The sequence below is a fragment of the Synechococcus sp. CBW1107 genome, from assembly GCF_015841355.1.
GTDB lineage: Bacteria > Cyanobacteriota > Cyanobacteriia > PCC-6307 > Cyanobiaceae > Regnicoccus_A.
This window is the reverse complement of sequence record NZ_CP064908.1, coordinates 2,808,088-2,829,250: the sequence shown is the minus strand read 5'-3', so window position 1 is coordinate 2,829,250 and position 21,163 is coordinate 2,808,088. Positions and strand designations below refer to the sequence as shown.

19 protein-coding genes are annotated in these 21,163 nt (G+C 65.0%); all 19 read right to left on the bottom strand.

The features are described from left to right. Position 1 precedes the first annotated feature (1 nt). Positions 2-808 carry an aldolase/citrate lyase family protein gene (locus I1E95_RS14725; protein WP_197163492.1) on the bottom strand — a complete coding sequence of 269 codons (807 nt, stop codon included), beginning with the start codon at positions 806-808 and terminating at the stop codon, positions 2-4. Next, positions 805-2,616, bottom strand: coding sequence for a thiamine pyrophosphate-binding protein (locus I1E95_RS14720; RefSeq protein ID WP_197163491.1), 1,812 nt, complete (start codon positions 2,614-2,616; stop codon positions 805-807). Before I1E95_RS14720 ends, I1E95_RS14725 begins: the two co-directional genes overlap by 4 nt. Continuing rightward, a complete protein-coding gene (locus I1E95_RS14715; protein WP_197163489.1) occupies positions 2,616-3,257 on the bottom strand; it encodes an HAD family hydrolase in 642 nt (213 codons plus the stop codon). Before I1E95_RS14715 ends, I1E95_RS14720 begins: the two co-directional genes overlap by 1 nt. Then, positions 3,254-4,741, bottom strand: coding sequence for a lipopolysaccharide biosynthesis protein RfbH (gene rfbH, locus I1E95_RS14710; RefSeq protein WP_197163487.1), 1,488 nt, complete (start codon positions 4,739-4,741; stop codon positions 3,254-3,256). The genes I1E95_RS14715 and rfbH overlap by 4 nt, the downstream gene beginning before the upstream one ends. Continuing rightward, positions 4,738-5,844, bottom strand: a complete 1,107-nt coding sequence (rfbG, locus tag I1E95_RS14705; protein WP_197163485.1) for a CDP-glucose 4,6-dehydratase — start codon at positions 5,842-5,844, stop codon at positions 4,738-4,740. The genes rfbH and rfbG overlap by 4 nt, the downstream gene beginning before the upstream one ends. Positions 5,845-5,848: 4 nt before the next feature. Next, positions 5,849-6,622, bottom strand: coding sequence for a glucose-1-phosphate cytidylyltransferase (gene rfbF / locus I1E95_RS14700; protein WP_197163477.1), 774 nt, complete (start codon positions 6,620-6,622; stop codon positions 5,849-5,851). Positions 6,623-6,803: 181 nt separating this feature from the next. Beyond that, complete coding sequence (locus tag I1E95_RS14695; RefSeq protein ID WP_197163475.1) at positions 6,804-8,048, bottom strand: hypothetical protein; 1,245 nt, start codon at positions 8,046-8,048, stop codon at positions 6,804-6,806. Continuing rightward, positions 8,042-9,178 (bottom strand): hypothetical protein, encoded by a 1,137-nt coding sequence (locus I1E95_RS14690; RefSeq protein WP_231594666.1) that lies wholly within the window; start codon positions 9,176-9,178, stop codon positions 8,042-8,044. Before I1E95_RS14690 ends, I1E95_RS14695 begins: the two co-directional genes overlap by 7 nt. 143 nt (positions 9,179-9,321) lie before the next feature. Next, complete coding sequence (locus tag I1E95_RS14685; protein WP_197163471.1) at positions 9,322-10,932, bottom strand: hypothetical protein; 1,611 nt, start codon at positions 10,930-10,932, stop codon at positions 9,322-9,324. Further along, entirely contained in the window at positions 10,929-12,002 is a 1,074-nt protein-coding gene (locus I1E95_RS14680) for a glycosyltransferase family 2 protein (protein WP_197163469.1), read from the bottom strand. Before I1E95_RS14680 ends, I1E95_RS14685 begins: the two co-directional genes overlap by 4 nt. Further along, entirely contained in the window at positions 11,999-12,760 is a 762-nt protein-coding gene (locus I1E95_RS17145) for a glycosyltransferase (protein WP_197163467.1), read from the bottom strand. Before I1E95_RS17145 ends, I1E95_RS14680 begins: the two co-directional genes overlap by 4 nt. Positions 12,761-12,762: 2 nt before the next feature. Next, a complete protein-coding gene (locus tag I1E95_RS14670; protein ID WP_197163466.1) occupies positions 12,763-13,650 on the bottom strand; it encodes a class I SAM-dependent methyltransferase in 888 nt (295 codons plus the stop codon). Between the two features lie 49 nt (positions 13,651-13,699). Then, the gene (locus tag I1E95_RS14665; protein WP_231594665.1) at positions 13,700-13,882 is read right to left on the bottom strand and encodes a hypothetical protein; all 183 of its coding nucleotides are present in this window, start codon (positions 13,880-13,882) and stop codon (positions 13,700-13,702) included. Between the two features lie 97 nt (positions 13,883-13,979). Beyond that, positions 13,980-14,513, bottom strand: a complete 534-nt coding sequence (locus I1E95_RS14660; protein ID WP_197163462.1) for a hypothetical protein — start codon at positions 14,511-14,513, stop codon at positions 13,980-13,982. Positions 14,514-14,516: 3 nt separating this feature from the next. Further along, positions 14,517-15,182, bottom strand: a complete 666-nt coding sequence (locus I1E95_RS16960) for a class I SAM-dependent methyltransferase (RefSeq protein ID WP_231594664.1) — start codon at positions 15,180-15,182, stop codon at positions 14,517-14,519. A 304-nt stretch (positions 15,183-15,486) separates the two neighbouring features. Next, positions 15,487-17,238 carry a hypothetical protein gene (locus tag I1E95_RS14650; RefSeq protein WP_197163459.1) on the bottom strand — a complete coding sequence of 584 codons (1,752 nt, stop codon included), beginning with the start codon at positions 17,236-17,238 and terminating at the stop codon, positions 15,487-15,489. Beyond that, positions 17,235-18,077 carry a hypothetical protein gene (locus I1E95_RS14645; RefSeq protein WP_197163458.1) on the bottom strand — a complete coding sequence of 281 codons (843 nt, stop codon included), beginning with the start codon at positions 18,075-18,077 and terminating at the stop codon, positions 17,235-17,237. Before I1E95_RS14645 ends, I1E95_RS14650 begins: the two co-directional genes overlap by 4 nt. Before the next feature lie 12 nt (positions 18,078-18,089). Then, on the bottom strand, positions 18,090-19,109 hold the full coding sequence (locus I1E95_RS14640; protein ID WP_197163456.1) for a beta-1,6-N-acetylglucosaminyltransferase: 1,020 nt from the start codon (positions 19,107-19,109) through the stop codon (positions 18,090-18,092). Continuing rightward, positions 19,106-21,076, bottom strand: coding sequence for a hypothetical protein (locus I1E95_RS14635; protein ID WP_197163454.1), 1,971 nt, complete (start codon positions 21,074-21,076; stop codon positions 19,106-19,108). The genes I1E95_RS14640 and I1E95_RS14635 overlap by 4 nt, the downstream gene beginning before the upstream one ends. Between the last annotated feature and the right edge of the window lie 87 nt (positions 21,077-21,163).

The following is a 21,163-nucleotide window of genomic DNA, read 5'->3' as shown; positions in this document are numbered from 1 at the left end:
CTCAGAGAACGATCTCGCGCTGCAGAACGTTCCAACGCTGTTCCAGTTGGGCGATTCGGGCTTTGTCCTCCTGGTGCAGCACGCCGTAGTAATCACTCTTGTTGATCAGCCAGAGGATCTCGAAGTGCACGGCATCGAGCAGTGATTCAGCGAGGTTCTCATCGGGCAGCCGGGCACCGTCGAACACCACCTTCCTCGTCTCGAAGCGCGTGAGCCGGTGCTGAGCGATGCGATGTAGTTCCGGCAGTGAGGCGATTGAGATGGCACCGCCCACCACTAGATCAAGATCGGTCTCCAGCAATCTGCGGGCGACTGCCTCGATGCATTCGGTCACCTTCTCGTTCTGAACGTCGCCCTTCATACCCAGCGAGCCCGAGAAATCGGTGCGGCCGAAAACCACGCCGGCGATAACCGGGCTCTCGATCGCTACCTTGACGATCTCTTCGAAGAACCTGAAGGCCCGAATCGTCTCGACGTTAAACAGGAAGTCGACCTCAGCCGCCTCCTCAGGCGGGTAGACCTTCTGGATCGTGTCGCAGAACTTCTTGAGGGCGTACTCCGACTCGATCATTGGCGCCACGATGTAACGCGCCCCGAACTGACGGGCTTCGTAGAGATCCTTGACCGCCTCGCATCCGCCGATCTTGAGAGTCAGCGGCACATTGCAGTTGCGTGTTACATCGAGTAGGCGCAGCAGTTCATCGCTGCGAGTGCCCTCTGCCTCGAATTCTGCCTTGATGCTCTTGAGGTGGCCCCGCTCGCTAATGCGGCGCACGAGCTTGGAGAGTTTCTTTTCAGTGAGATTCATGAGCCTGCGTTGGTGGTGAGGAGGTGGAGCGCCATGCGCTGGTATAGCTCATGCGGCAACTCTGGCCCGATGTTGTGGAGAGGGTTCGATTTCATCCCCCCCGAGGGTGTGATGAAGGAGGAGATCTTCGGGAAAAAGGTTTGGGCGGGATCGATTGGCACCAGTACTGCGTAGAGACCGTGCTCACGTATGAAGCGCTGAGCCGTATCGTTGGCGAAGCCATCGGGCCCCATCGCCAGTACTGGGATGTCGAAGCTGGCGAACAGGGTGGGCCAATCCGGGAAGCCGAGCCCAGATTCGGTATCGCAGCCGAGCCAGGCGCCCTGGAAATAAGTCTTCTGGGTCATGCGGATCGACGCGTAGCCGTTGTTGACCCAGATGTAGATACCGAGGTTCTTCAGATTCTTGCGCGCTACCGCTAGCTCCTGGATGTTCTGGAGAAAGCCGCCATCGCCCTCCACCAAGAAGACGCGCCGCTCCGGGTTTGCCAGCGCCACCCCGATCGCGCCGGAGAGGCCGTAGCCCATCGCCGCCTGGCTCTTGTTGCTAAGCATCTGCGTGCCGGCGGGGAGGGTGACGGCCTGGTAAGAGGAGGTGAAAGAGGAGCCACTGCTGCAGGGCACCAGGGCTGAATCGCCGACCAGCTGCCCGGATAGCTGCTCCCAGAAGTCGTAGGGATTGATGTAGTGCGGATCGCGACTGTTGCAGTCCTCGCTGAGCGGTAAGGAGGTCTTCACCAGCCGGCAGTGCTCGAGCCAGTCCTGCTGCTGCGGCTGCAGGGCGATGCGGTGTTCGAGCAGCAGCTGTCGCAGCACCTCGTTGGCATCGCCACAGCATGGCTCGTCCACTTGCGGATGGCCCTTGAGCAGTTCGCTGGGATCAATCTCGACCTGGATCAGGTGTGCAAGTGGCGCGAACTCTTCCCAGTTGAAGCCAGTCTGTTGCATGCCCAGGCGCGTGCCCAGCGCGACGATCAGATCCGCCTGCTGCAAAAGAATGTTGCTATAACGCATGCCCCAAGTGTTAGGCCGGCCGAAGTAGTTGACGAGCTGGTTGTCGACCCTGTCAGCACCGTTGTAGGTCGTCATCAGCGGCAGCCCGCAGTTGCCTAGAGCCTCCGCCAACTCCAGCGCGGTGATGCGCTCCACTCCGCCGCCTATCAGCAGTACGGGCCGGCTGGCCTGGCAGATGCGAGCTGCGATTAGGGCAACCCGCTCCACATCTAGCGAAGCGATCGGCAGGCAGGCCATTTGCTCCCCTGTGTCCGGCATGGCCGCCGTGTCCACCGCCGCCGCCTGGGTGTCGAGCGGCAGCTCCAAGAAGACCGGGCCCTTGCGCGGCGTGCTGCCAAGCCGCACAGCCTCGAGGGCCTCGCCCAACTGAGTCGGCGAGTCGATCCGCAGGGCGGCTTTGGTGATCGAGCGCAGCAGCTCCACGCCATCCACCTCCTGGATGCCCCGCTGCCTCAGGCCGGGGCAGGCCAGATCCTCTGTTTTCACCTGGCCGCCGAGGATTAGTAGCTCCCGGCTCTCCTGCCAGGCCCCCGCCACGCCCGTGACCGTGTTGGTAAGACCCGGACCGGCGGTAACAAGGCAGAACGCCCGCCCCTGAAATCTGGAGATCGATGCGTTGTGGTATTCGGTGGCGATCGCTGCGCCCACCTCGTGGGCGAAGGGGATGCAGGTGAAGCGGCTGCGCACGCTGTTGAGCAGGTGCATGATGTTGCCGCCGGCCACGAAGTAGCAGTGGCTGTAGCCGAGCTCCAGCAGCTTGTCGGTGAGCAGATCGGAGAACTTGGTGGACGTCATCACGGCAGCTCCAGAATGCCAGGGATCTCCTGCAGCGAGGCGAACAGGAAGGTGGGGCGGGCCTCGGTCAGCCGTTCCGGGCTGTGGGCGCCGGAACAGACGGCGATCGAATCGATGCCGGCGTTGTGGGCCGCCTCCACGTCGAAGATCGTGTCGCCCACCATCGCCACCGCCCCCGGCGAGGCCTTCTCCATGCAGGCATGAAGGATGTCGGGGTGGGGCTTGTGCTGCAGCGGTGGATCCGTGCCCTGGATGTGCGCGAAGAAGGGCGCCAGGCCGTAGCGCTCCAGCAGGCTGGCCGCCAGTTCGCTCGGCTTCGTGGTGGCCAGGGAGATGCGGATCGAATGCTTCTGCAGATGTTCGAGCACCGGGATCACGGCGGGAAACACGCAGCCGGGATCGCCGGCATGGGTTGCCAGGTGGGCGCGGAACTCGGCGACCCGCGCCTCCACATCGGCATCGCTGCAGCCGTGATCCAGGAAGAACAGCCGCGGCGGCGATCCGGTCATCGTGCGGATGTACTCCGGGCTCGGGATCGACAGCCCGTGTTCGCGACAGACGGCAACCGCCGCCTCGTGGATCTCCGAGGCGGAGTCCACGAGCGTTCCGTCGAGGTCGAAGATGATGTGCGCGTATTTCATTGCTGCAGGAAGCTGCTGATCACCTGCACCTGTGCATGGAGCATCCCCTCGGTCATGCCCGGATAGGTGCCCAGGAACAACGTGCTGTTCATGATTTCATCGGCACCCTCCATCGTGCCGATCACCCGCAGCGCCTCAGGATTGTCCTCACGCAGCTGCACGAAGGCCGGCTGGCGCAGTAGGTTGCCGCCGAACAGCATGCGGTTGCCGATCTGGTTGCGATCCAGTTCGCAGGCCAGTTCCGTGCGGGTCACAGGCGCGCCGGGGCGGGTGGCGATCTTGAAGCCGAACCAGGAGCAGTCGGTGCGGCAACCGCTGTCGTCCCAGCGGAAGCCGCTCTGCGCATCCCAGCCGGTGGCATGGGTGGGAAGGGAGAATTCCAGGAACGCGTCGTGAGGGGCCAGGCCGCGGCGCAGGATCTCCCAGTTGCGTTTGCGGGCTTCGATGAATTCCGGCAGCCGCTTCAGCTGCACCCGCCCGATCGCCGCCTGGATGTCGAGCGGCTTGAGGTTGTAGCCGAGATGACTGTAAGTGTATTTGTGGTCGTAGCCCTCCGGCAGCTCGCCCAGCTGCCATCCGAAGCGCTTGTTGCAGGTGTTGTCAATGCCGCTCGGGCACCAGCAGTCGCGTCCCCAGTCGCGGAAGCTCTCAGCCACCACCCGCAGCTTCTGGTCACGCACGATGTTCACTGCGCCGCCCTCGCCCATCGTGAGGTGATGGGGCGGGTAGAAGCTCTGGGTGCTGATGTCGCCCCAGGTGCCCGTCCAGCGGATCACCCGGTCGGGCCCGTCGTCCAGCCCCGGGCTGTTCTCAGTGAAGCCCAGGCTCTCGGCCAGCTCCCTCGGCATGGAGTAACTGCAACCCAGCGCATCACAGTTATCCTCCACCAGCCAGAGGTCGTACTTGCGGCAGAAGGCCAGCGTTGTGGCCAGATCGAAGGGATTGCCCAAGGCGTGGGCCATCATCACGGCCTTCGTCTTTCCCTGTTGGTAAGCAGCCTCCAGCTGTTCGCAGCGGGCGTTGCCGGTGATCGGATCGGCGTCGATGAACACCGGCACTGCGCCCACCTGCACGATCGGCGCCACAGTGGTGGGGAAGCCGGCCGCTACCGTAATCACCTCATCGCCAGGCCTGATCCGACGCTCCTTCGTCAACTTGGGCGAGGTGAGCGCGGAGATAGCAATCAGGTTTGCGGAGGAGCCCGAGTTCACCAGCAAGCTATGGCGAACGCCGAGGAACGCCGCCAGCTCCTTCTCCATGGCCGTGCCCTCCACGCCCAGGGTCAGCCAGAAGTCGAGGGTGGTCGACACCGCCGCCTCGACCTCGTCGTCTGTAAATACGCGGCCGGCATAGGGGATCGGCGTGCCCTCGGCCCATGGCCTGCGCAGCGGATCGTCGGCCGGCCGGAAGGAACCGTGGGCTTGGCGCGAGTACTCGCGGGTGAGGCTGAGGATCTGGGCCTTGAGTTCGGAGAGGGAAGTCACGAGGGGAAGGAGTTCAGGTAGTGGGTCAGGTCGTCCTGGCAGCAGGCGAGGGCATCAGACCCGGCTTCATACACCTGCCGGTACCAGCGCACGGTGCGCTCGATTGTAGTGGCGAAGCTCCAGCGTGGCGCCCAGCCGAGCTGATGGTGGGCTCTGTCGATCACGAGGTTGAGCAGGTTCGCCTCATGTGGGCTGCTGGGATCGCTCTGGTCCTCCCAGCTGCCCGGCCAGTGGCGCAGCGATTCCTCCACCAGCTCCCGCACGCTGCGGTTGGCCTCTAGCTGGGGGCCAAAGTTGAAGGCAGTGGCCAGCGGTGCGGGATCAGCGGCGGAGGCCAGCTGCTCGGCGAGGCGTAGGTAGCCGCCGAGAGGTTCGAGCACGTGCTGCCAGGGGCGGGTCGCCGAGGGATTCCGCACGCCGATCGGTCGATCCTCCGCCAGGGCCCGCATCGCGTCCGGCACGATCCGGTCGGCCGCCCAGTCGCCGCCTCCGATCACGTTGCCGGCCCGGGCACTCGCAACGCGGAGGTGCGGTGTTTGGTGGGGCTGGTCCCCGCAGAAGCTGTTGCGCCAGGAGGCGATCGCCAGCTCCGCCGCTGCCTTGCTGCTGCTGTAGGGATCGTGGCCTCCGAGGGGATCGTTCTCCCGATAGCCGTAGAGCCACTCGTTGTTGCGGTACACCTTGTCGGTGGTGATCAGGACCGCCGTGCAGGGGGCGGGAAGCGGCCGCAGCGCCTGGAGCAGGTGGATCGTGCCCATCACGTTGGTCTCCCAGGTTGAGACAGGCTCGCTGTAGCTGCGCCTCACCAACGGCTGGGCGGCGAGGTGAAGCACGACCTCGGGCCTGCACGCCTCCACTGCCTGGTGCAGCACCGCCGGGTCGCGGATGTCCCCGATCCGGTGGTTTAGCCGGCTGGCCAGACCTAAGGCCTTAAACAGGCTGGGGCCGGGCTCAGGCGGGAGGGCCACGCCAGTGACCTCTGCCCCCAGCTCGACAAGCCAAAATGCCAACCAGCTTCCCTTGAATCCGGTGTGCCCGGTAAGCAGAACTCTGCGCCCTCGCCAGAAGGCCGCATCTGGTCTGCGAAAACCTTTCTCTTCCATTGCGTCAGTTCCAGACCTTCCATGGCGCCTTGCCGGCCTGCCAGAGATCCTCGAGCAGCGTCTTGTCCCGCAGGGTGTCCATCGGCTGCCAGAAGCCCTCGTGGTGGTAAGCCGTCAGCTGCCCAGTTTCTGCCAGCGTCTTTAGTGGCTGCTGTTCCCAGGTGCACTGATCGCCGTCCACCAGATCGATCACGGAGGGATCAAGCACGAAGAACCCGCCGTTGATCCAGTAGCCGTCTCCCTGGGGCTTCTCCTCGAAGCGAATCACTCGACCCCGCTCGAACGCCAGCGTGCCAAAGCGCCCGGGCGGCTGCACGGCGGTGAGTGTCGCCTTGCGGCCTTCGCGCCGGTGGTGAGCTAGCAACCTACCAATATTAACGTCAGAAACGCCGTCGCCGTAGGTGAAGCAGAAGGGCTCGTCGTCAGTGAGGTAGTCGCGTACCCGAGCCAGGCGGCCGCCTGTGAGGGTGGAATCGCCGGTGTCGACCAGCGTCACCTTCCAAGGCTCTGCCTTGCGCGAATGCACCAACATTGAATTATCACTCATGTCAAAAGTGACATCGCTCGTGTGCAGAAAATAGTTTGCGAAATACTCCTTAATAACGTATCCTTTGTAGCCACAGCAGATGATGAAATCGTGGATGCCGTAATGGCTGTAGATCTTCAGGATGTGCCATAAAATAGGCTTGCCGCCCACTTCTATCATCGGCTTTGGTTTGAGGTGGGTTTCCTCCGAGATCCGCGTGCCGAGGCCGCCCGCAAGGATTACTGCTTTCACAATGGTGACATGGGTGTACGCATGTTGCTAAGGCGTGATCGATTGGGGCTGGAATTCGCGAGCGCTGCGCGACAGAGCTGTGAAGATAGCATAAAATGATTGCAAGATTCAACCATCGAGGCAAACTTGCTTCTTGGTGGTATCCAGGGATACAATAGCAAGATGACTGCGTGCACGCGGCCTACAAAAAATTAACAGAAAGGGACTGTTCGAGATTGTCCAGGAAGCGGGCTGCCTGTACTATAGCCGCATTTGCCTCGGAAGGATCATCGCCGGGGAGCGATAGCTCTTCCTTCCCCATCCAGAGAGGGCGAAAGTCATCAAGCACCTGCTCAATCCGAGCCAGCTGGTCGCCTTGTTGGACCGACTGCTGCTCAATCCCTGCCAGCTTATTCTGGAGTGAAAGAAGCAGGTTGTAGTGATTAGGAAAGCCTGGATCATTCAGGATCAGAATCCGCAACAGCTGCAGAGCCTTCTCAAGTTGACCGGATCGGGCCAGTCGGCAGGCCTCGGCAAGGCCGAACTTTCCGCGTAGAGCAAGCATCATGCGATCGCGAAAGACCTGATGCACATGTGCGGCAGGATCCACTTTTGCCAGGGCCAGTGACCACAGCCGCACGGCCGCGCTCAGATCACCATAGCCGTAGCGGCAGCGAGCCTTGACGTCATAGAACCAGGCGTTCTGGATCTTGATGCGCTCGAACCGTTCCAGCAGACGATCAGCGATGGGGAAATCCTCGAAACGCAGCGCCAGGTCCGCCGCGCGGATGCAGGCAAAGTCCCAGCCAGGAACCACCTGGCATGCCACCATCCAGAAGCGATAAAGGGGAATGGCATCGGGAAGATCGCCGAGTGTGGTGATCGCCTTGGCCAGACGCGTCTGCCAGTCTTCCGGCAGCTTGTCTGGGCTGCGGCAGAGAATCGAGAGGCGAAGCAGGGCCGCGAACGGCATCCGCTCTGCGATAAATCGCTCGAGCTGTTTGAGCCAGTCTGTCAAAAGGGCCGCCGGATCGCTGAGATGCAGCAGGCTGGCCTGACGAATCAGCTCCTCCCAGGGGGAACCCTCTGTTAATTCATGCGCCCGGTTCATCACCTGCCAGGGTGTCGATGATGCGGCCTCCACGTCCTCACCCACGCTGCTGGTGAGCAGTCGGAGTAGTGGACTCTCCGCCTGTGCCGGATTGCCCGCGAGATGCAGGGCTGCATAGAGCCCCACCGCCTGATTCGCAGTCAGCTTTAGCGGTTTCGGCGCCGTCGCGAGAGCCGGCATAAGTTCGTCGAGGCCGTGGAGCAGGGCGAGCCAGATCAGAGCCTCTTCCAGTTGTTGGGGCTCGGCATTGCTCTGGCAGGCGTGCAGCAGTTCGTCTGTCAGGGGAATGCCGCAGCGGCTGATCGCTGTGTTGTGCCGCTCGATGAGGTTCAGCATGGCGTTGTCGCGATGGAGATCACTTCGTCGACGTTGAGCAATGCTTGTGACTCGGCCTGTTGAGCATCGGCAAAGTACCGCTGAAGCTTGTTGCGAAGAGACAGGAAGCCGGTCTCAAGTTCGGGTGTGTAGGGCAACAGGTAATCTTCGTTGACCTCACCGTGGTTGATGAGGCTGGCGACCACGGATGCAAAGATGAGGTAGTTGATCTTGTTGGTCTTGATGCAGGCTCGGCTATAGTCTTCATAGTCTTGGATGATCTGGTCAAACCGCTTTGCATGGATACACTCAAGAAGGCCGGTAGCGTCGGCACTCGGCAGCCATGGCTTTGTCATGATCGGGTTCACGTCAAGGACTGGAGTTCCCTGGGAGGCCGCATCTCTCTCCACATTGGTGATCGGGTCATAGGTAATCAAGCAGAGCGAGCGCTTGAGGACTTCGTTATACTCTCTCTTGCTTGCCGGCCAAGAGCGGGTGATCAGCTCAGGTTTCACACCTACATCCAGGCTTCTTAGGTCCTGCAACACGTGCAACACCTGTTCCGAATAACTGACAACACCCTTGCCAATGTAGAAGGTGATCAGGTTGCGCCTCCTTGGCGGGTTGGAAGTATTGGTATTTCGTTGTTTGATCGGCGTGACGTCTCCAGGCAACGGCTCGATGTAGAGCTCCTCTCGGCAGATATTGTAGCTGTAAATTCGCGAATAGAAGGCGAAGTAGTCTCGTCCTTGTTTATAGCTGTAATCCTCCTTCGCCATGCTGCTCTTGCTGTTTCCCGCCAAGGCGTACGCAGGAGCTAGCATTATGTTGATGCAGCCGATCACATGTGGGTCGTTGCGCAGGAAGTGGGCTAAGATTGAATTAAGGCCTTCGATGTGGTCCGGCAGCACCAGCCACATCTTCTGGGTTAGGTCCGGGGTGAGCAGCGTGGCAAAATCCTGCTCGGTGATGTAAAGGCCGGCGAATCGCTCCCGGTAGCGGTCGTAGGACTGTCGGCCGATCTCTCCATGCGCGTACCGGGAGTCGTTGCTGATGAAGACGATGTTCTTGACTTCGCCGATTAGGCTGGCGCAGAACTCGAGGTAGATGAAGTGGCCGTTGGACTTCGGGTTGAAGACCGAAGGCAGCAAGCAGATGACAAGTGGATCGTCTGTCAACATAGTTAGCAGGCAGTTGAGGGAGTAGGGAAGGCCGATCGAGAAAGTGGCTGAGTAATCGGGTTATTCGGGCTTTTGTTTGCACTTTCACCAGGTAAACGGCTTCAGCAAACTGGTTAAAAATGATCTAATCGTTGCATTCCCGGCAAGTTCCGACCATAATTACACACCTGCCCATATCGGCCCACACGATGCCACCAATCCTCTGGGGGCGGCCATCGAGACACAACAGGGCTGTTCCAACCAGACCTGCGGGTCAACTGCGAAGGTGCCTGCGAGCCTGTCGAGCGCGTGATCGCTCCAGGATGTCGTTGTTGAGCCGCAGGAGCTGGCATCGCGCCAGTGCCACAGTGCCATTGCAGGTGCCCAGCAAGCCTTGCTTCGCCTCGCTCCGCCAGATCCGCAGCCACGTGAGCTGCCGCCGCATCAGCTGTGTCGCATCGCTGGCGTCGTCGTCGGGCACGATCACTTATAAGCGTGTGCCATTGGTCATCGGCACAAGGTTGCGCAGTGCATTCAGCGTGATCGCTCAGTGGTTGTGCACCGGAATTAGCACAGTGATCAGCGGGGTATCGGCGCTTTCTGGACCCACCATCTGGTCCAGCGCCGGCAGCGACTCCAGGCCCCGCAGAACTAGGCCGTAATTGAGCAGCCGAAATGTTCCCTCCTGGTCGTGCCGCAGGCCCCGCTGCACTCCGCTCCAGCCGGGGCCACCCGGCAACAGGGTGGCACGCACAGTGTTGGCCCAGTGCAAAATTGTTTTGCTCTACCACCATGGCCTCGACCCGCTCTGGCCTGACCTGATGTCGCTCGAGCTCGGGCCAGATCCAGTCAGCGAGATATTCAGCTGATGTCGTTGTGTTGAGCAGGGCAACCAGCTGCTGGCAGCGATGCACCGCCGCCGCTGGATCCTGCAGCAGCTGCTCATAGCTCAGCACCAGCCGGGTCAGTTGGCTCGTGGCCCGATCCAGCGGAAACTGGTCGCGGCTCACCAGCGAGGCCGCCACCGCCTCCGGTTGCCGCACCGCGAGCACCACGGCCAGCTGAGAGCGTTGCTCAAACAGAGCCGTCCAGAGCGGCAGCAGCCGGCATTGGAGTGGATCCTTTGTCAATGCCACCGCCTGCGGATCGGCCCTGGGGAAGTCGGCGTTCAAGGCCTGCTCTAGTTCCGCCAGGGCCGCCTTGAGGTGCTGGGGTTGCCAGGGCAGCACCGGCAACAGCGGATCTTCCCAGCTGCTCTGGGTCCCCTCCAAAAGGCTGTTGTGGAAGGCCCGGATCTGCCGGGGTTCCCAATAGCCCGCTGGGTTATGGGCGTCGCCGCCATCGGGGTTTTGGGGTGCTTGAAAGCCCTGCTGGCACAGCAAGCCCGCCGGGGCTGAGGTGCCGGAGCGGTGCATCTCCAGCACCAGCAGCACACGCCGCAGGGGTACTGGCGATTCGGACTCAGCTGTTCCAGGTACCCCCATCAGCTCCAGTGCCTGGCGCAGGTTGGCCATCAGCACCTGCCGCTGGACAGCTGCCACCGCTCCTGCGCTTGCCCCCTCGTGCTGGGCCTGCACGAAAGCAAGGGCAGCCTGTTGCTGCTGTTTTCCGGCCTCTGAGCCCGGCTGAAGGGTATGCAGCAGGGCACTGCCATACCTCAACCACTCGGCAGCGTTGTGGCTCTCCAGCCGGTGCGCGTCGATCACCGCCTGCCAGTCGCCCCGCTCAAAAGCCGCCTGACTCATGCAACCGGATGCCCCACCGCAGGTGCCACCGTATCGGCATTGGCCTGGCAAGGCTCCAGATCCGTCAGCACGGCCATCAACCGACGTTGGTCGCTCGGATTGCCCGGCCGCACCAGGGTCTGGCTGGTCAAGCTGATGACCACCCTGCCTTGAGCCGATGGCACGGGACGCTTCACCACAACAGAGTTCAGGCCAGCCTGTAGAACGCAGCTGAGGGCGACTCCAGCGGATTCCAGCTCAATCAAAAGAGTGGAATCTCCCTCCTGCAGCTCCTGCTCAGGCAGATAGACCCCAAGCCGCAGGGATTTGGTCCGCTCCCCTTCCCCCAGCAGTTGAATCACCAGCCGGCTCGGCGTCTCCAGCCAGCCATCGGCGTGCAGGCCGCTGGAGCTGGCCAGAATCCGTAAATCTTCCCGGTCCCAACCCGGTAGGGCTGGCAGCCGCATCGCGTCTGGTTGCAGTGATAGCTCGACCGCCCTAGCCACCAGCAACCACTGGGGCCGGGCCTGCTGCAGACGCATCGCCACCTCTCCGGCCGCGCCCTCCGGCGCTCCCACCAGCACCACCTCCGGCCCACCCGTCTCGGGCAGCTGCTCCAGCAGCCAGCGCTCCAGATTCCGCCAGCCCAGTGGCAGGCCGAGCACATCCGCCTGCGGGCTTTCCCCCAGCGCCAGCACCCCATAGCCCTGCTGCCGGCAGGTGTGAATCACCTCGGCACTGGGTTGTAGCAGCAGCGCCAGCGGCCGGCCCAGAAGCCTCCGATCCGCCGCCAGCAGCCAGGGGTGGCCTGCCGGTGGTTGCTCCGTATCCAGGGTGTGCTGCCACTGCTGCTGCAGCTGCTCCAGGTTGCGCAGCTGGTGGGTCTTGAGGCCCTGCTCGGTGCTGCGCGAGTGGCTCAGTCCCTCCAGGTGCAACACCCGCGCCTCAGGCTGTACCCACACCGCTCGTCCCGCCTGGCGCACCCGCAGGCAGAGGTCGGTGTCTTCCGCGTAGGCCGGCCGGTAACGCGGATCGAAGCCTTCCAGCTGCTGCCACAGCTCCCGCCGGATCGCCAGAGCGCACCCGCTCACGTAATCGCATCCCGCTCATAGGTCAGGGCAAAGCCGTGCTCGGGCGGTGCGTTGCGGCCGTGGTTCCACACCTGGCCATCGGCCCACACGATGCCGCCCACCTCCTGGGGCCGGCCATCGGCGCTCCAGGCCGCCGCCCCCACCACACCCGCCTCGGGGTGGCGTGCAAACGTCTCCGACAAGCGGTCAAGTGCGAGGTCGCCCACCAGCACGTCGTTGTTGAGCAGCAGCAGCAGCTCCCCCCGCGCCAGCGCCGCCGCGCCATTGCACGTCTCCAGAAAACCCTGGTTCCGTTCGCTGCGCCAGATCCGCAGCCAGGGCAGCTGCCGCCCCAGCTGGGTGGTGGCATCGCTGGAGGCATCATCGGCCAGGATCACTTCGAAGCGCACGGTGTTGGCCGCCACCACCAGGCTGCGCAGACAGTTGAGCGTCAGCGGCCACTGGTTGTGCACCGGGATCAACACGCTGATTTGCGGTGTTTCGCTGCTGTCGGCCGGCACCAGTTGCTCCGGCGCTGGCATGGCTTCCAGCCCCCGCAGCGCCAGGCCGTAGTAGAGGCAGCGGAAGGCGCCCTCCGGGTCATGGCGCAGGCAACGCTGCACATCAGCCCAGCCAGGCCCTCCCGGCAGCAGCCCCGCCAGATCCAGCCCCTCGATCGCTGCCAGGTCGCCAAGTTCGGCCACGGCGGCATCGCCTTCGCCCAGGCAGCGTGTCCAGTGGCGCAGCAGCGGTTGCCAGGCCAGCGGGTCTCGACCCATCGCTAGCGCTGGGCGTCGATCACCAGAACGCCCGGCAGATCCGAGCCGAGGATGCCGTGTTTCCAGCTGGCCAGGTGGTGAATCACTGCGTTGTGGAAACCCGCTTGCTGCAGTTGTTCGGTGAGTTCCCAGCCCGGGATCCTGTACACCAGCGAACCCTCCTTCGGCCGGATCGGATCCCCATGGAATTCAGCCTTCTCCAGCAGTTCGGTGCGGCCACTGCGGGTATTGAGCCGGGCCTTGAGGATCGATTCCCATTGCCCGAAGGCCATCGGGCAGGTGGCAACCAGTCGGCCGCCGGGCCGTAGCACCCGGGCGATCTCGAGGAAGGCCTGGTCGAGATCGCGTACATGCTCGAACAGCTCATTGCACAGCACCAGATCGAAGCTGGCATCCGCGAAGCTGAGGGCGCAGAGGTCCTGATGGGGGATGTCGCCGCGCGCCACCTCTGCATCCTCGAGAAATTCGCTGCACACCAGCCGCTCCTCCCCCAGCTGCCGCCGCAGCCACAGGGCAAAGCCCGTGAGGGCCTCAACAAGGTAGATATCCTGCTGGGCGAGAGTCTCGAGGCTGCCGTAGAGCTGCTCCAGCACCTGCAGGGCGGCCCGATTGCGGCTCAGCAGCCCATTGGCGATCAGGGATTCGCGGTAGTTCGGCCCCTGCAGGCGGATCGATTCCGGCAGGATGTGCTCTCCGCTCAAGGGCTCAAGGATGCCCAGCAGGCGCACCATCTCAAGGCATTCCTTCAGCTGCTTGCCTTGCTGGAGCAGCTCGGCCAGATGTTCCTGGAATTCGGAGAAGCTGCCGTAGGTGTGCTGCAGATCGTGCAGGGCCAGCACCGCCTCGTTGGGCATCAGCTCAGGCCGCTGGGTGGTGGGCAAAGGGGGCATCGCCTCAGGGCCTCATCTTAATGGGGATCGGTGGGGTCCCATGGAGTCCTCAGGCAGCTTGCTTTTGCTTCAGTGCCCGCAGTTCCCGTAGTGCCCGCAGGCGGCGGCGGCCGTCGATCACCTCGCTCCATTTCGGCTCATCGGGAGCGTCCTGCGGGCGGGGCAGGGGGATTCCCAGGGAGAGCCATCCCTGCAGTTCGCCCCAGGAGAGCAGGCGCAACCCTGCAGGCAAGGCGCAGGATTCGCTAGTCAAGTCAGAGTCGCCGTTGGCTGATGGGCTGAGTGCCCGATGTCAACTACTTAGGCGGGCGCTTTGCATCAACAACTTGTTACCCATTCCAATTGACGCCTGGTAACACTGGCTTCTCACCGCTTTGGGCATCCTCCAATCCTGAGGGCCTGTCCGCCACCAGAGTGGCCATCTCCTTTTCGATCCATTGCAGCCGGTAACCGCGCAGGCGCCGCTGCAGGGTGCGCAGGTGGCGTGCTCCGTAGTGGTCCGGGTTGTGGCGGATCAGCCGCTCCAGCAGCGTCTTGGCCTGGAGCTGGGGCTCGGCCTGCAGCCATTGCTCAATCCGCTCCACATCCGCTGCAAAGGGATCCGGCCTGGTGCGTTTGCCGGTGCGTGGCTTGGGCTTGCGCCGCCTGGGCTGGTTGGTCTGCCAGAGGGTCTGCAGCCCGCCCAGGAACACCTCCAGCGATCGGTTCTCCGCAGCCAGATCCCTGTCCGTTCGACTGGCTTGCAAGGCAGAGCCCTGCTCACCGCTGGCCAGCACCGCCAGCTGTCCCTGGCAGCGTCGGATCGTGGTGAGCAGGGCCACCGGGTCACTGCGGCGCTGCAGCCTGGAGAGATCCGTTGCCATGGCTCAGCGCTCCGCTTCCATCACGAAAATCACCGGGATCTCGCCGCCCAGCACGCCGTGCTTCCAGCTGGCGATGGCATGCATGCAGGCCCACGTGAAGCCCAGCGTCCGGGCCTGGTCGAGGATCGACCAGCCCGACACCTGATACACCATCGATCCCTGCTGGGGCCGGATCGGGTCGCCATGCAGCTCCAGTTCAGCGAGCAGCTCCACCCGGCCGTCGTCCGGATGACGCACCGCCTTGCGGATCTGCTCGTGCTGGCCGTAGGCGAATGGGAAGGTGCAGATCATCCTGCCGCCAGGCTTCAGCACCCGTGCGATCTCCCCCAATGCGGCATCCAGAGAATGCACGTGCTCGAAGAGTTCGTTGGTGATCACGAGGTCGAAGGCGGCGTCCGCAAAGCTGAGGGCGCAGAGATCTTCGTGGCGCACACCATCGCTGAAGCTTTCGGTTGCACCCTCGAGATATTCACTCAGCACCACATCGGGCACCCACTGCTGCAGCCGCCGCGCGAATCCGGAGAGCGCCTCGGCAAGGTAGACCCTCTCGCCAGCCAGGCCCTGGGGGCTGCCGTAGAGCCTCTCCAGCAGCATCAACACGGCACGATGCCGGCTCAGGCAGCCTTCAGCCGTGATCGATTCGCGATAGTTCTCAGATCCGATCAGCAACTCCTCAGGGCGGACATGCCGATTGGTGAAGGGTTCGATGATCCCCAGTTGGCGGATCACAGCAATGCAATCCGGAATCTGACGGGTGCTGTTCACCAGCGGACCAAGAGAATCCTGAAAGGCACCAAAGGATTGGAATTGCAACTCCATCTTGTGAAGTGCCAGGCAGCCGGCCTTTGGCTTCATCAGCGGCTGGGATGCAGCAATCAAGGTGTTCAGGCGCTGCGGTGGTGCGGATGGTACGCGCCGCATCCCAGACCCCATGGTGCTTTTGGCTACAGCGTCGTTCTGATGCGCGGACTTGCTAACCCTCGTCGGCCAGGCGCCGCCACTGGCTCGAATTCCGGTCCTGGGCGCCCCACACCGGCTCCTCACCCGGCCGCTCCACCCCATACAGCTGAGGCAACTCGACCCCGAAGCCCAGGCAGCGCAACCCATGGCGATCGCGCAGGGCACGGCAGAGCGGCAGCCGGTAGGTCCCCACTCCGATCAGCGCCAGCGTGGCCGGCTGCTGGTCCAGCAGCCGCTCCACCGCCTCCAGGCAGTGCGCCAGGCTCGCCTCGAAGCCGCCATGGGGCCGGCGCGGATGGCGCGATTCGGGCGGTGCCAGGCAGCGCAGGCCGTGGGGGGCCACCTCCCGGCCCTGCCACAGCCGCCAGCAGCGTCCTTCCCTCCACTGCGCCTCCACCACCTCCGCCAGCGGCCCGATGTAGAGCACCTCCTGGCCCGCCAGCAGCGCCTGCAGCTCCGCCAACTCGGGCCGCCCCCCCACCTGGGCGAAACGGCCCGAGCCGCGGCTGAGCTGCTGATGCAGGGGCAACAGCAACCACTCGGGCGCCTCCGCCGAGCTCCACAGCGTCACCTGCTCCAGCAGCGCCGCCTCCGCCAGCAGGGCCAGGCCGTCGTGGCACCAGGCCCGCAGGCTGGCCAGCGGATCCTCCCGGGCGGGGTAGAAGCCCAGTTCGCGCGCAAAACGGCGCAGCACGTCAACCACCACCAGCTCGCCCTGCCACCAATGCCGCTGGCGCTCCCCCTGGCGCCAGAAGCCAGGATCGCGCTCGCTCTGCTCCAGAGTGTGCAATGCAGCCGCCAGCTCGTCGTCGTCGCGCATCGCCCCCAGCTGCAGCACCGCCAGCTCGATGGCATCCAGCTCCAGCACCATCTCCTGCCCCTCAAGGCGCTGCGGCGAGCGCATCAAGCTCTGCACCGCCAGACCCAGGCCTGCCGCCTGCTCCATCCAGGCCGCCGCCGCCCGCTGCAGCGCCGGCAGCCGCTCCGCCGGCAGTTCTTCGCCCAGGAGGGCCAGCACGGCCAGATCCGTACCCAGGCTGGTCAACGGGTGGACGATCGTCACGGACGCTGGCGCACTCGGCGCATCCGTCGCCTGCTCCCGCAGGAAGGCGGCCAGCCGCTCCGGCGGTGGCTCCTGCTCGTTCGTCTCCAGGGCCGGCGCCAGGTTGAACTGCCGCCGATCCCCGCTGGCGATCACCTCCGCCTGGCCGGGCCTCAGCACCAGCTCAAGCCACAAAGGCTGGGCCGTTGCCGAAACCGGCGTGTTCCGCTCCAGCTCCTGAAGGCTTGTGCTCACCCAGGCCGGGCAGGGTTCCAGCAGTTGCGCCAGCCGCTGAAACATCGCCAGCGCCCGCGGCTCCGCCTGCTCCCGCACGCCGATGGCCTCCCGCCAGAGCAAGGCCCCGTGCCGTACCAGCTGCTCCTCCGCCACCGGCAACCAGCCGGGGCGCTCCAGCGGCAGGCTTCCATGGCGCTCCAGCAGCGTCGCCAGCCGCCAGCACAGCTCCGCCCGGTCTTCGGCCGCAAGGCCGCCTTCCTCAGCAGCAACGATGCGTGGATGAACCGCGCCGATCAACGCTTGCACCAGCTTGGCGTGAGCTTCCAGGGGGATCTCGCCGCTCCCCTGGCCCGCGCTGAGGGCGTCCCGCACCAACGTCTGGGCCCGCTCCACCTGCTCCAGAGCCTGCTGCCACTCGCCCGCCTGAAGCACCGCCCGAGCCTGGCGATCACAGCGCTGGTGCTCGGCGGCGAGCGGCCGGCTCATGCCGACGGCAACGGCAGATTCACCCACTCGGCCTGGGGTTTGAGCTGCACACGCGGCGGTGCGTCATCGAGGGCGGCACGCCGCCGCTGCAGAGCCGCCCGTTTGCGCTCCAGGTCGCTCACCGCCGCCAGCCGCTCCTCCAGCCGCTGTTCAACGCGGCGTTGAAGGCTCAGATCCAGCTCTGTCAGAGCCAGTCCCAACGGCGTGTGCGCCAACCGCGCCTCCGGCGCCATCGGTTGATTGGCTGCGCCAGCCTCCCGGGTGGTGTTGACCGGCCTCGCATAGGCCAGGTCCATCGCCATACCCATCCGCTCCAGCTGGTCTTCCAGCGCCAGGATCGAGTCGTCGTAGCGCTCCACCAGCCCCACGAACAGATCCTCACGGCTCAGATCGATCAGCTCCGGCCGGGCGGCCCAGCCCCGGCGCAGCACCCAGTCGCCAGGCTCCTGGGGGGAGAGGTGTCGGGTCTGGAAATTGGCCAGGGTTCCCCGCTGCAGGCCCTCCAGATACTGGCAGAAGGACACCGGTTCCGCCGTCTTCTGCACCTGGGTCTGGAAACGGTAGGCCGAGGCGATGCGCTCGATCGGCTCCCGCAGGAAGGCCACCTTCAGTGCGGCGACCGCCCCGGGGGGCGGCAGGCAGATCAGATGGGAGGTGATCGCCTGAGGCTGGCGCTCCAACGTGGCCAGGTAGTCGCGCGCCAGCCGCCAGTCGAGCCGGTCACCGGCCCCCGGGGATTCCAGGTAGAGCACATCTCCCTTCGTGGCACGCTCCAGCGACCAGATGAAGGTGCTGCCCGCGCACTTGAAGCCGTGGAGGTGGAGGAGGTTGGCGAGCACCCGCGCCGGTTCTTAATCGTCAGACAATAAGGAATGGTCTTCACGTCGGGGCGGCACGGGATCAGCGTTGAACCGCCGCACCAGCTCGGCGGCGGCGGAATAGTCGGCCGCAGAGATCTTGCGCGCCATCAGACGGTCGCCCGTGGCAAGGATCGCCGGGATCTCCTCGAGCGGGATCCGTTGCGGCCCCCCCTGCCGGTGGCGCAGATTGTCCGGACACATCGCGGCCAGAAAGGGATTCTCAGGGCTGTACAGGGTCATCGCGAAGATCAGTTCGTCGGCGCAGAAGCAGCCCGCCATGAACTCCAGCGTCCGCTCCAGGATGGTCGACTCCAGCAGCCACTCCACGATCGAGCGGTGCAGCACCAGCCAGCTGCGGCCGTAGCGCAACGGCTGCTCCGCCAGGAACCGCGCCCGCTCCTCCAGTTCAGCGGGGCTGAGCGGCCGCACCCAGTAGGTGTTCTTCTCCACTTCGGTGTACATCAGCCCTACCCGCTGGCCGATGTTCCGGGCCGGATCCAGCCGCTTCTCCTCCACCATCTCCTGCAGGCAGGGATCCACCAGCAGCCGCGCCCGCCCGTAGATCTCGTGGCCGAAGCACCGCTTCAGGGTCGCCGGTTCCGTCTGGCTGGAGATCCAGGCCAGCGGCTTGCCCAGCCGGTAGCAGTCGCAGAAGCCCAGCCATCCCTGGGCCGCCTGCTCCTCGAGTAGCTGTTGCGTCCAGGCAGGGCTTCGGAGGGGCAGGCAACTGCCGGAGGCATTGATGAAGTAGGTCCAGCCGGGCAGATGCAAGGCCCGCTGCATGGCGTCGATCATCTGGGTGTGAAACCCAATCCCCGACCAGGAGATGGAGGGCGAGCGCCGCAGGCTCAGGGCTGGTCCCCGGGTTCCCAGCGCCGCGCTCACCGTCTCCAGCGCCCCATCCGCGGCATCGAAGCTGATGTCGATCGAGACGCCTGGCCCGTCCAGAAGCCTCACCATCAGGGGCAGGGCCGCACCCGCGCCGTGGTCCTGGATGGCGTAGTGGATCATCCGGCCACGGTGCGCCAATGCTCAGCGATCCGGCTGCCGATGCGCCAGTCAACAGCGCCCTCTGACTCCACACCGAAGTAGGCGTTCATGTGATCACCGCTGCAGAGGCAGCTCACCCCGTAGATCCGGTTCACGGCCTCACACAGCGGAAGTCCGTAGGCACCGCAGGCCGCCACGAACACCCGGAAGGGGCGTTGACGGTGCAGCGCCTCGATCTGCTGGAGGCACTCGTCCAGGCTCGCCATGAAGTCGGCGGCCGGCCGCTGCGGATACCGCGACAGCGGCGCCTGAACGCAGCGCAGGCCGTAGGGCGCGATCGGCAGGTCGGTGAACAGCTTGAAGGCGTGGCCGGTGTGGTGGTGCTCCTCCACCTCCGTCGCCAGGGTGGTGGCCGCCACCACCTCCTTTCCGGCCAGGAACCGGTAGATCGCCGCGTCAGATGGCCATTGAAACAGCTCGGGCACCCGGCCGCTGCTCTCGAAAAGCTTCTGGGCCAGCGGATAGAAGCCCGTGCAGGTGGCCGATCCGGCCACCTGCCCCCCCAGCAGCGCCTGCAGCACCCTCTGGCTCCACTGCTGCAGGCTCTCCAGCGGTGCGTGGCCGCTGGCATAGAAACCCGCCTCCAGGTGCAGCCGTCGCAGAATCTCCTCCACGTCAGCACCGCCGGGGCGCGCCATCCAGCCGGTGTCGAGGTGCCGGCGGCGGATCTCGGCCATCACCTCCTCCAGGGCCCCGGCTTTGAACAGCACCGCATGCAGGGCCACCAGCTCCAGGGCGTCCGGCGCCAGCACGCTCAGTCCCTCCCGCAGCTCCGCTGCCGCGAAGCTGGAGGCCAGCGGCCGCGAGCCGAGAGCCCCTGGGCCGCCGCAGCGGTTCCAGCTGGCCGTGGCCTCCGCCAGGCGCCGGAAGGCGGCCTCGCTCAGGGTGTCTCCCTGACGCCAGAGCAGGCCGAGGGAGTCGTAGAGGCTGCTGGTCGGCTCCCGCAGGGTGAACCCCGGCCCCCGCTGCTGCTCGCGGATCGGCGCGAAGAAGGCCTGCACGAGCCTCTCGAGCGCATCCGGTTCGGCCACTGAGAGCAGGGGCGCCAGGTTGAGATCGAGCCGCTGGCCGTCGTGGGGCACCACCCGCGCTCCCGGCACGCACACCAGCCGCAGCTCCGCCGGCACCGTGCCGGCGGGATTGTCCTCTAGCCAGTGCAGCACGCTCTCGCGGATCTTCTCCTGCAGGTCACCGGCGTCGGCCGCCGCGGGCTGGGGGGATGGCGGCGGCAGCAGGGCGGCGAGTTTCTCCTCCAGGCCGGGATCGGATAAGTCCACCTGGGCCAGCTGCCCCTGCCAGAAGCGCAGCCGCTCGCTGGTGTCCTCATCGAGCGGGCCGGCCGCCGCCAGACGCTCGGCGGCGTCCAGCTCCTCAGCCAGCAGGTCCCGGGCGAAGCCCACCATCCAGGGTTTTGGCGGCGCATGCAGTCCGCAGAGCCGCAGCAGCAGCTTGAGGGCCCGGGGCCGCGCCTCGGCGCAGCCGGGATCCTCGCGATGGCGGTCCACCCAGAGCTGCGAGCCGATGCGCGTGAGTTGCTCCTCCAGGGGAGGCAGCCAGTGGGGCAGCTCCCGGCCGCGGCTGCGCAGCCGGTCCATCAGCACCGGCACCAGCCAGCTGAGCTCGGCCCGGTCCTCCGGAGTGGCCTCCCCCTCGTCGTTGCGCCGCACCCGTGCCGAGATCGCCGCCAGCAGCTGGGCCAGCATCTCCCCCTCCTCGGCCTCCAGGGCGCGCCGCGCCTCGGCCAGGGCCACCCACAGCCAGGCGTAGGAGCGCAGCACATCCGGGATCAGGGCCAGGGCCTGGGCATCGTCTCCTCGCTCCAGGGCCTCGAGCGTGTCGATCACCAGCTGGCGCGAGCGAGCGAACAGCTCCTCCGGCCCATCCAGCGTGTCCTTGCTCTCCAGGGGTGTGGTCTCCAGTGGGGTCACTCCGGCGCCGGCTCTCTGGCCCGCATTGTGGGCGGAGGATCCGCAAGCTGATGTCTTCGCTCGAGCAGCTTCGGGCCTCAGCCAGGG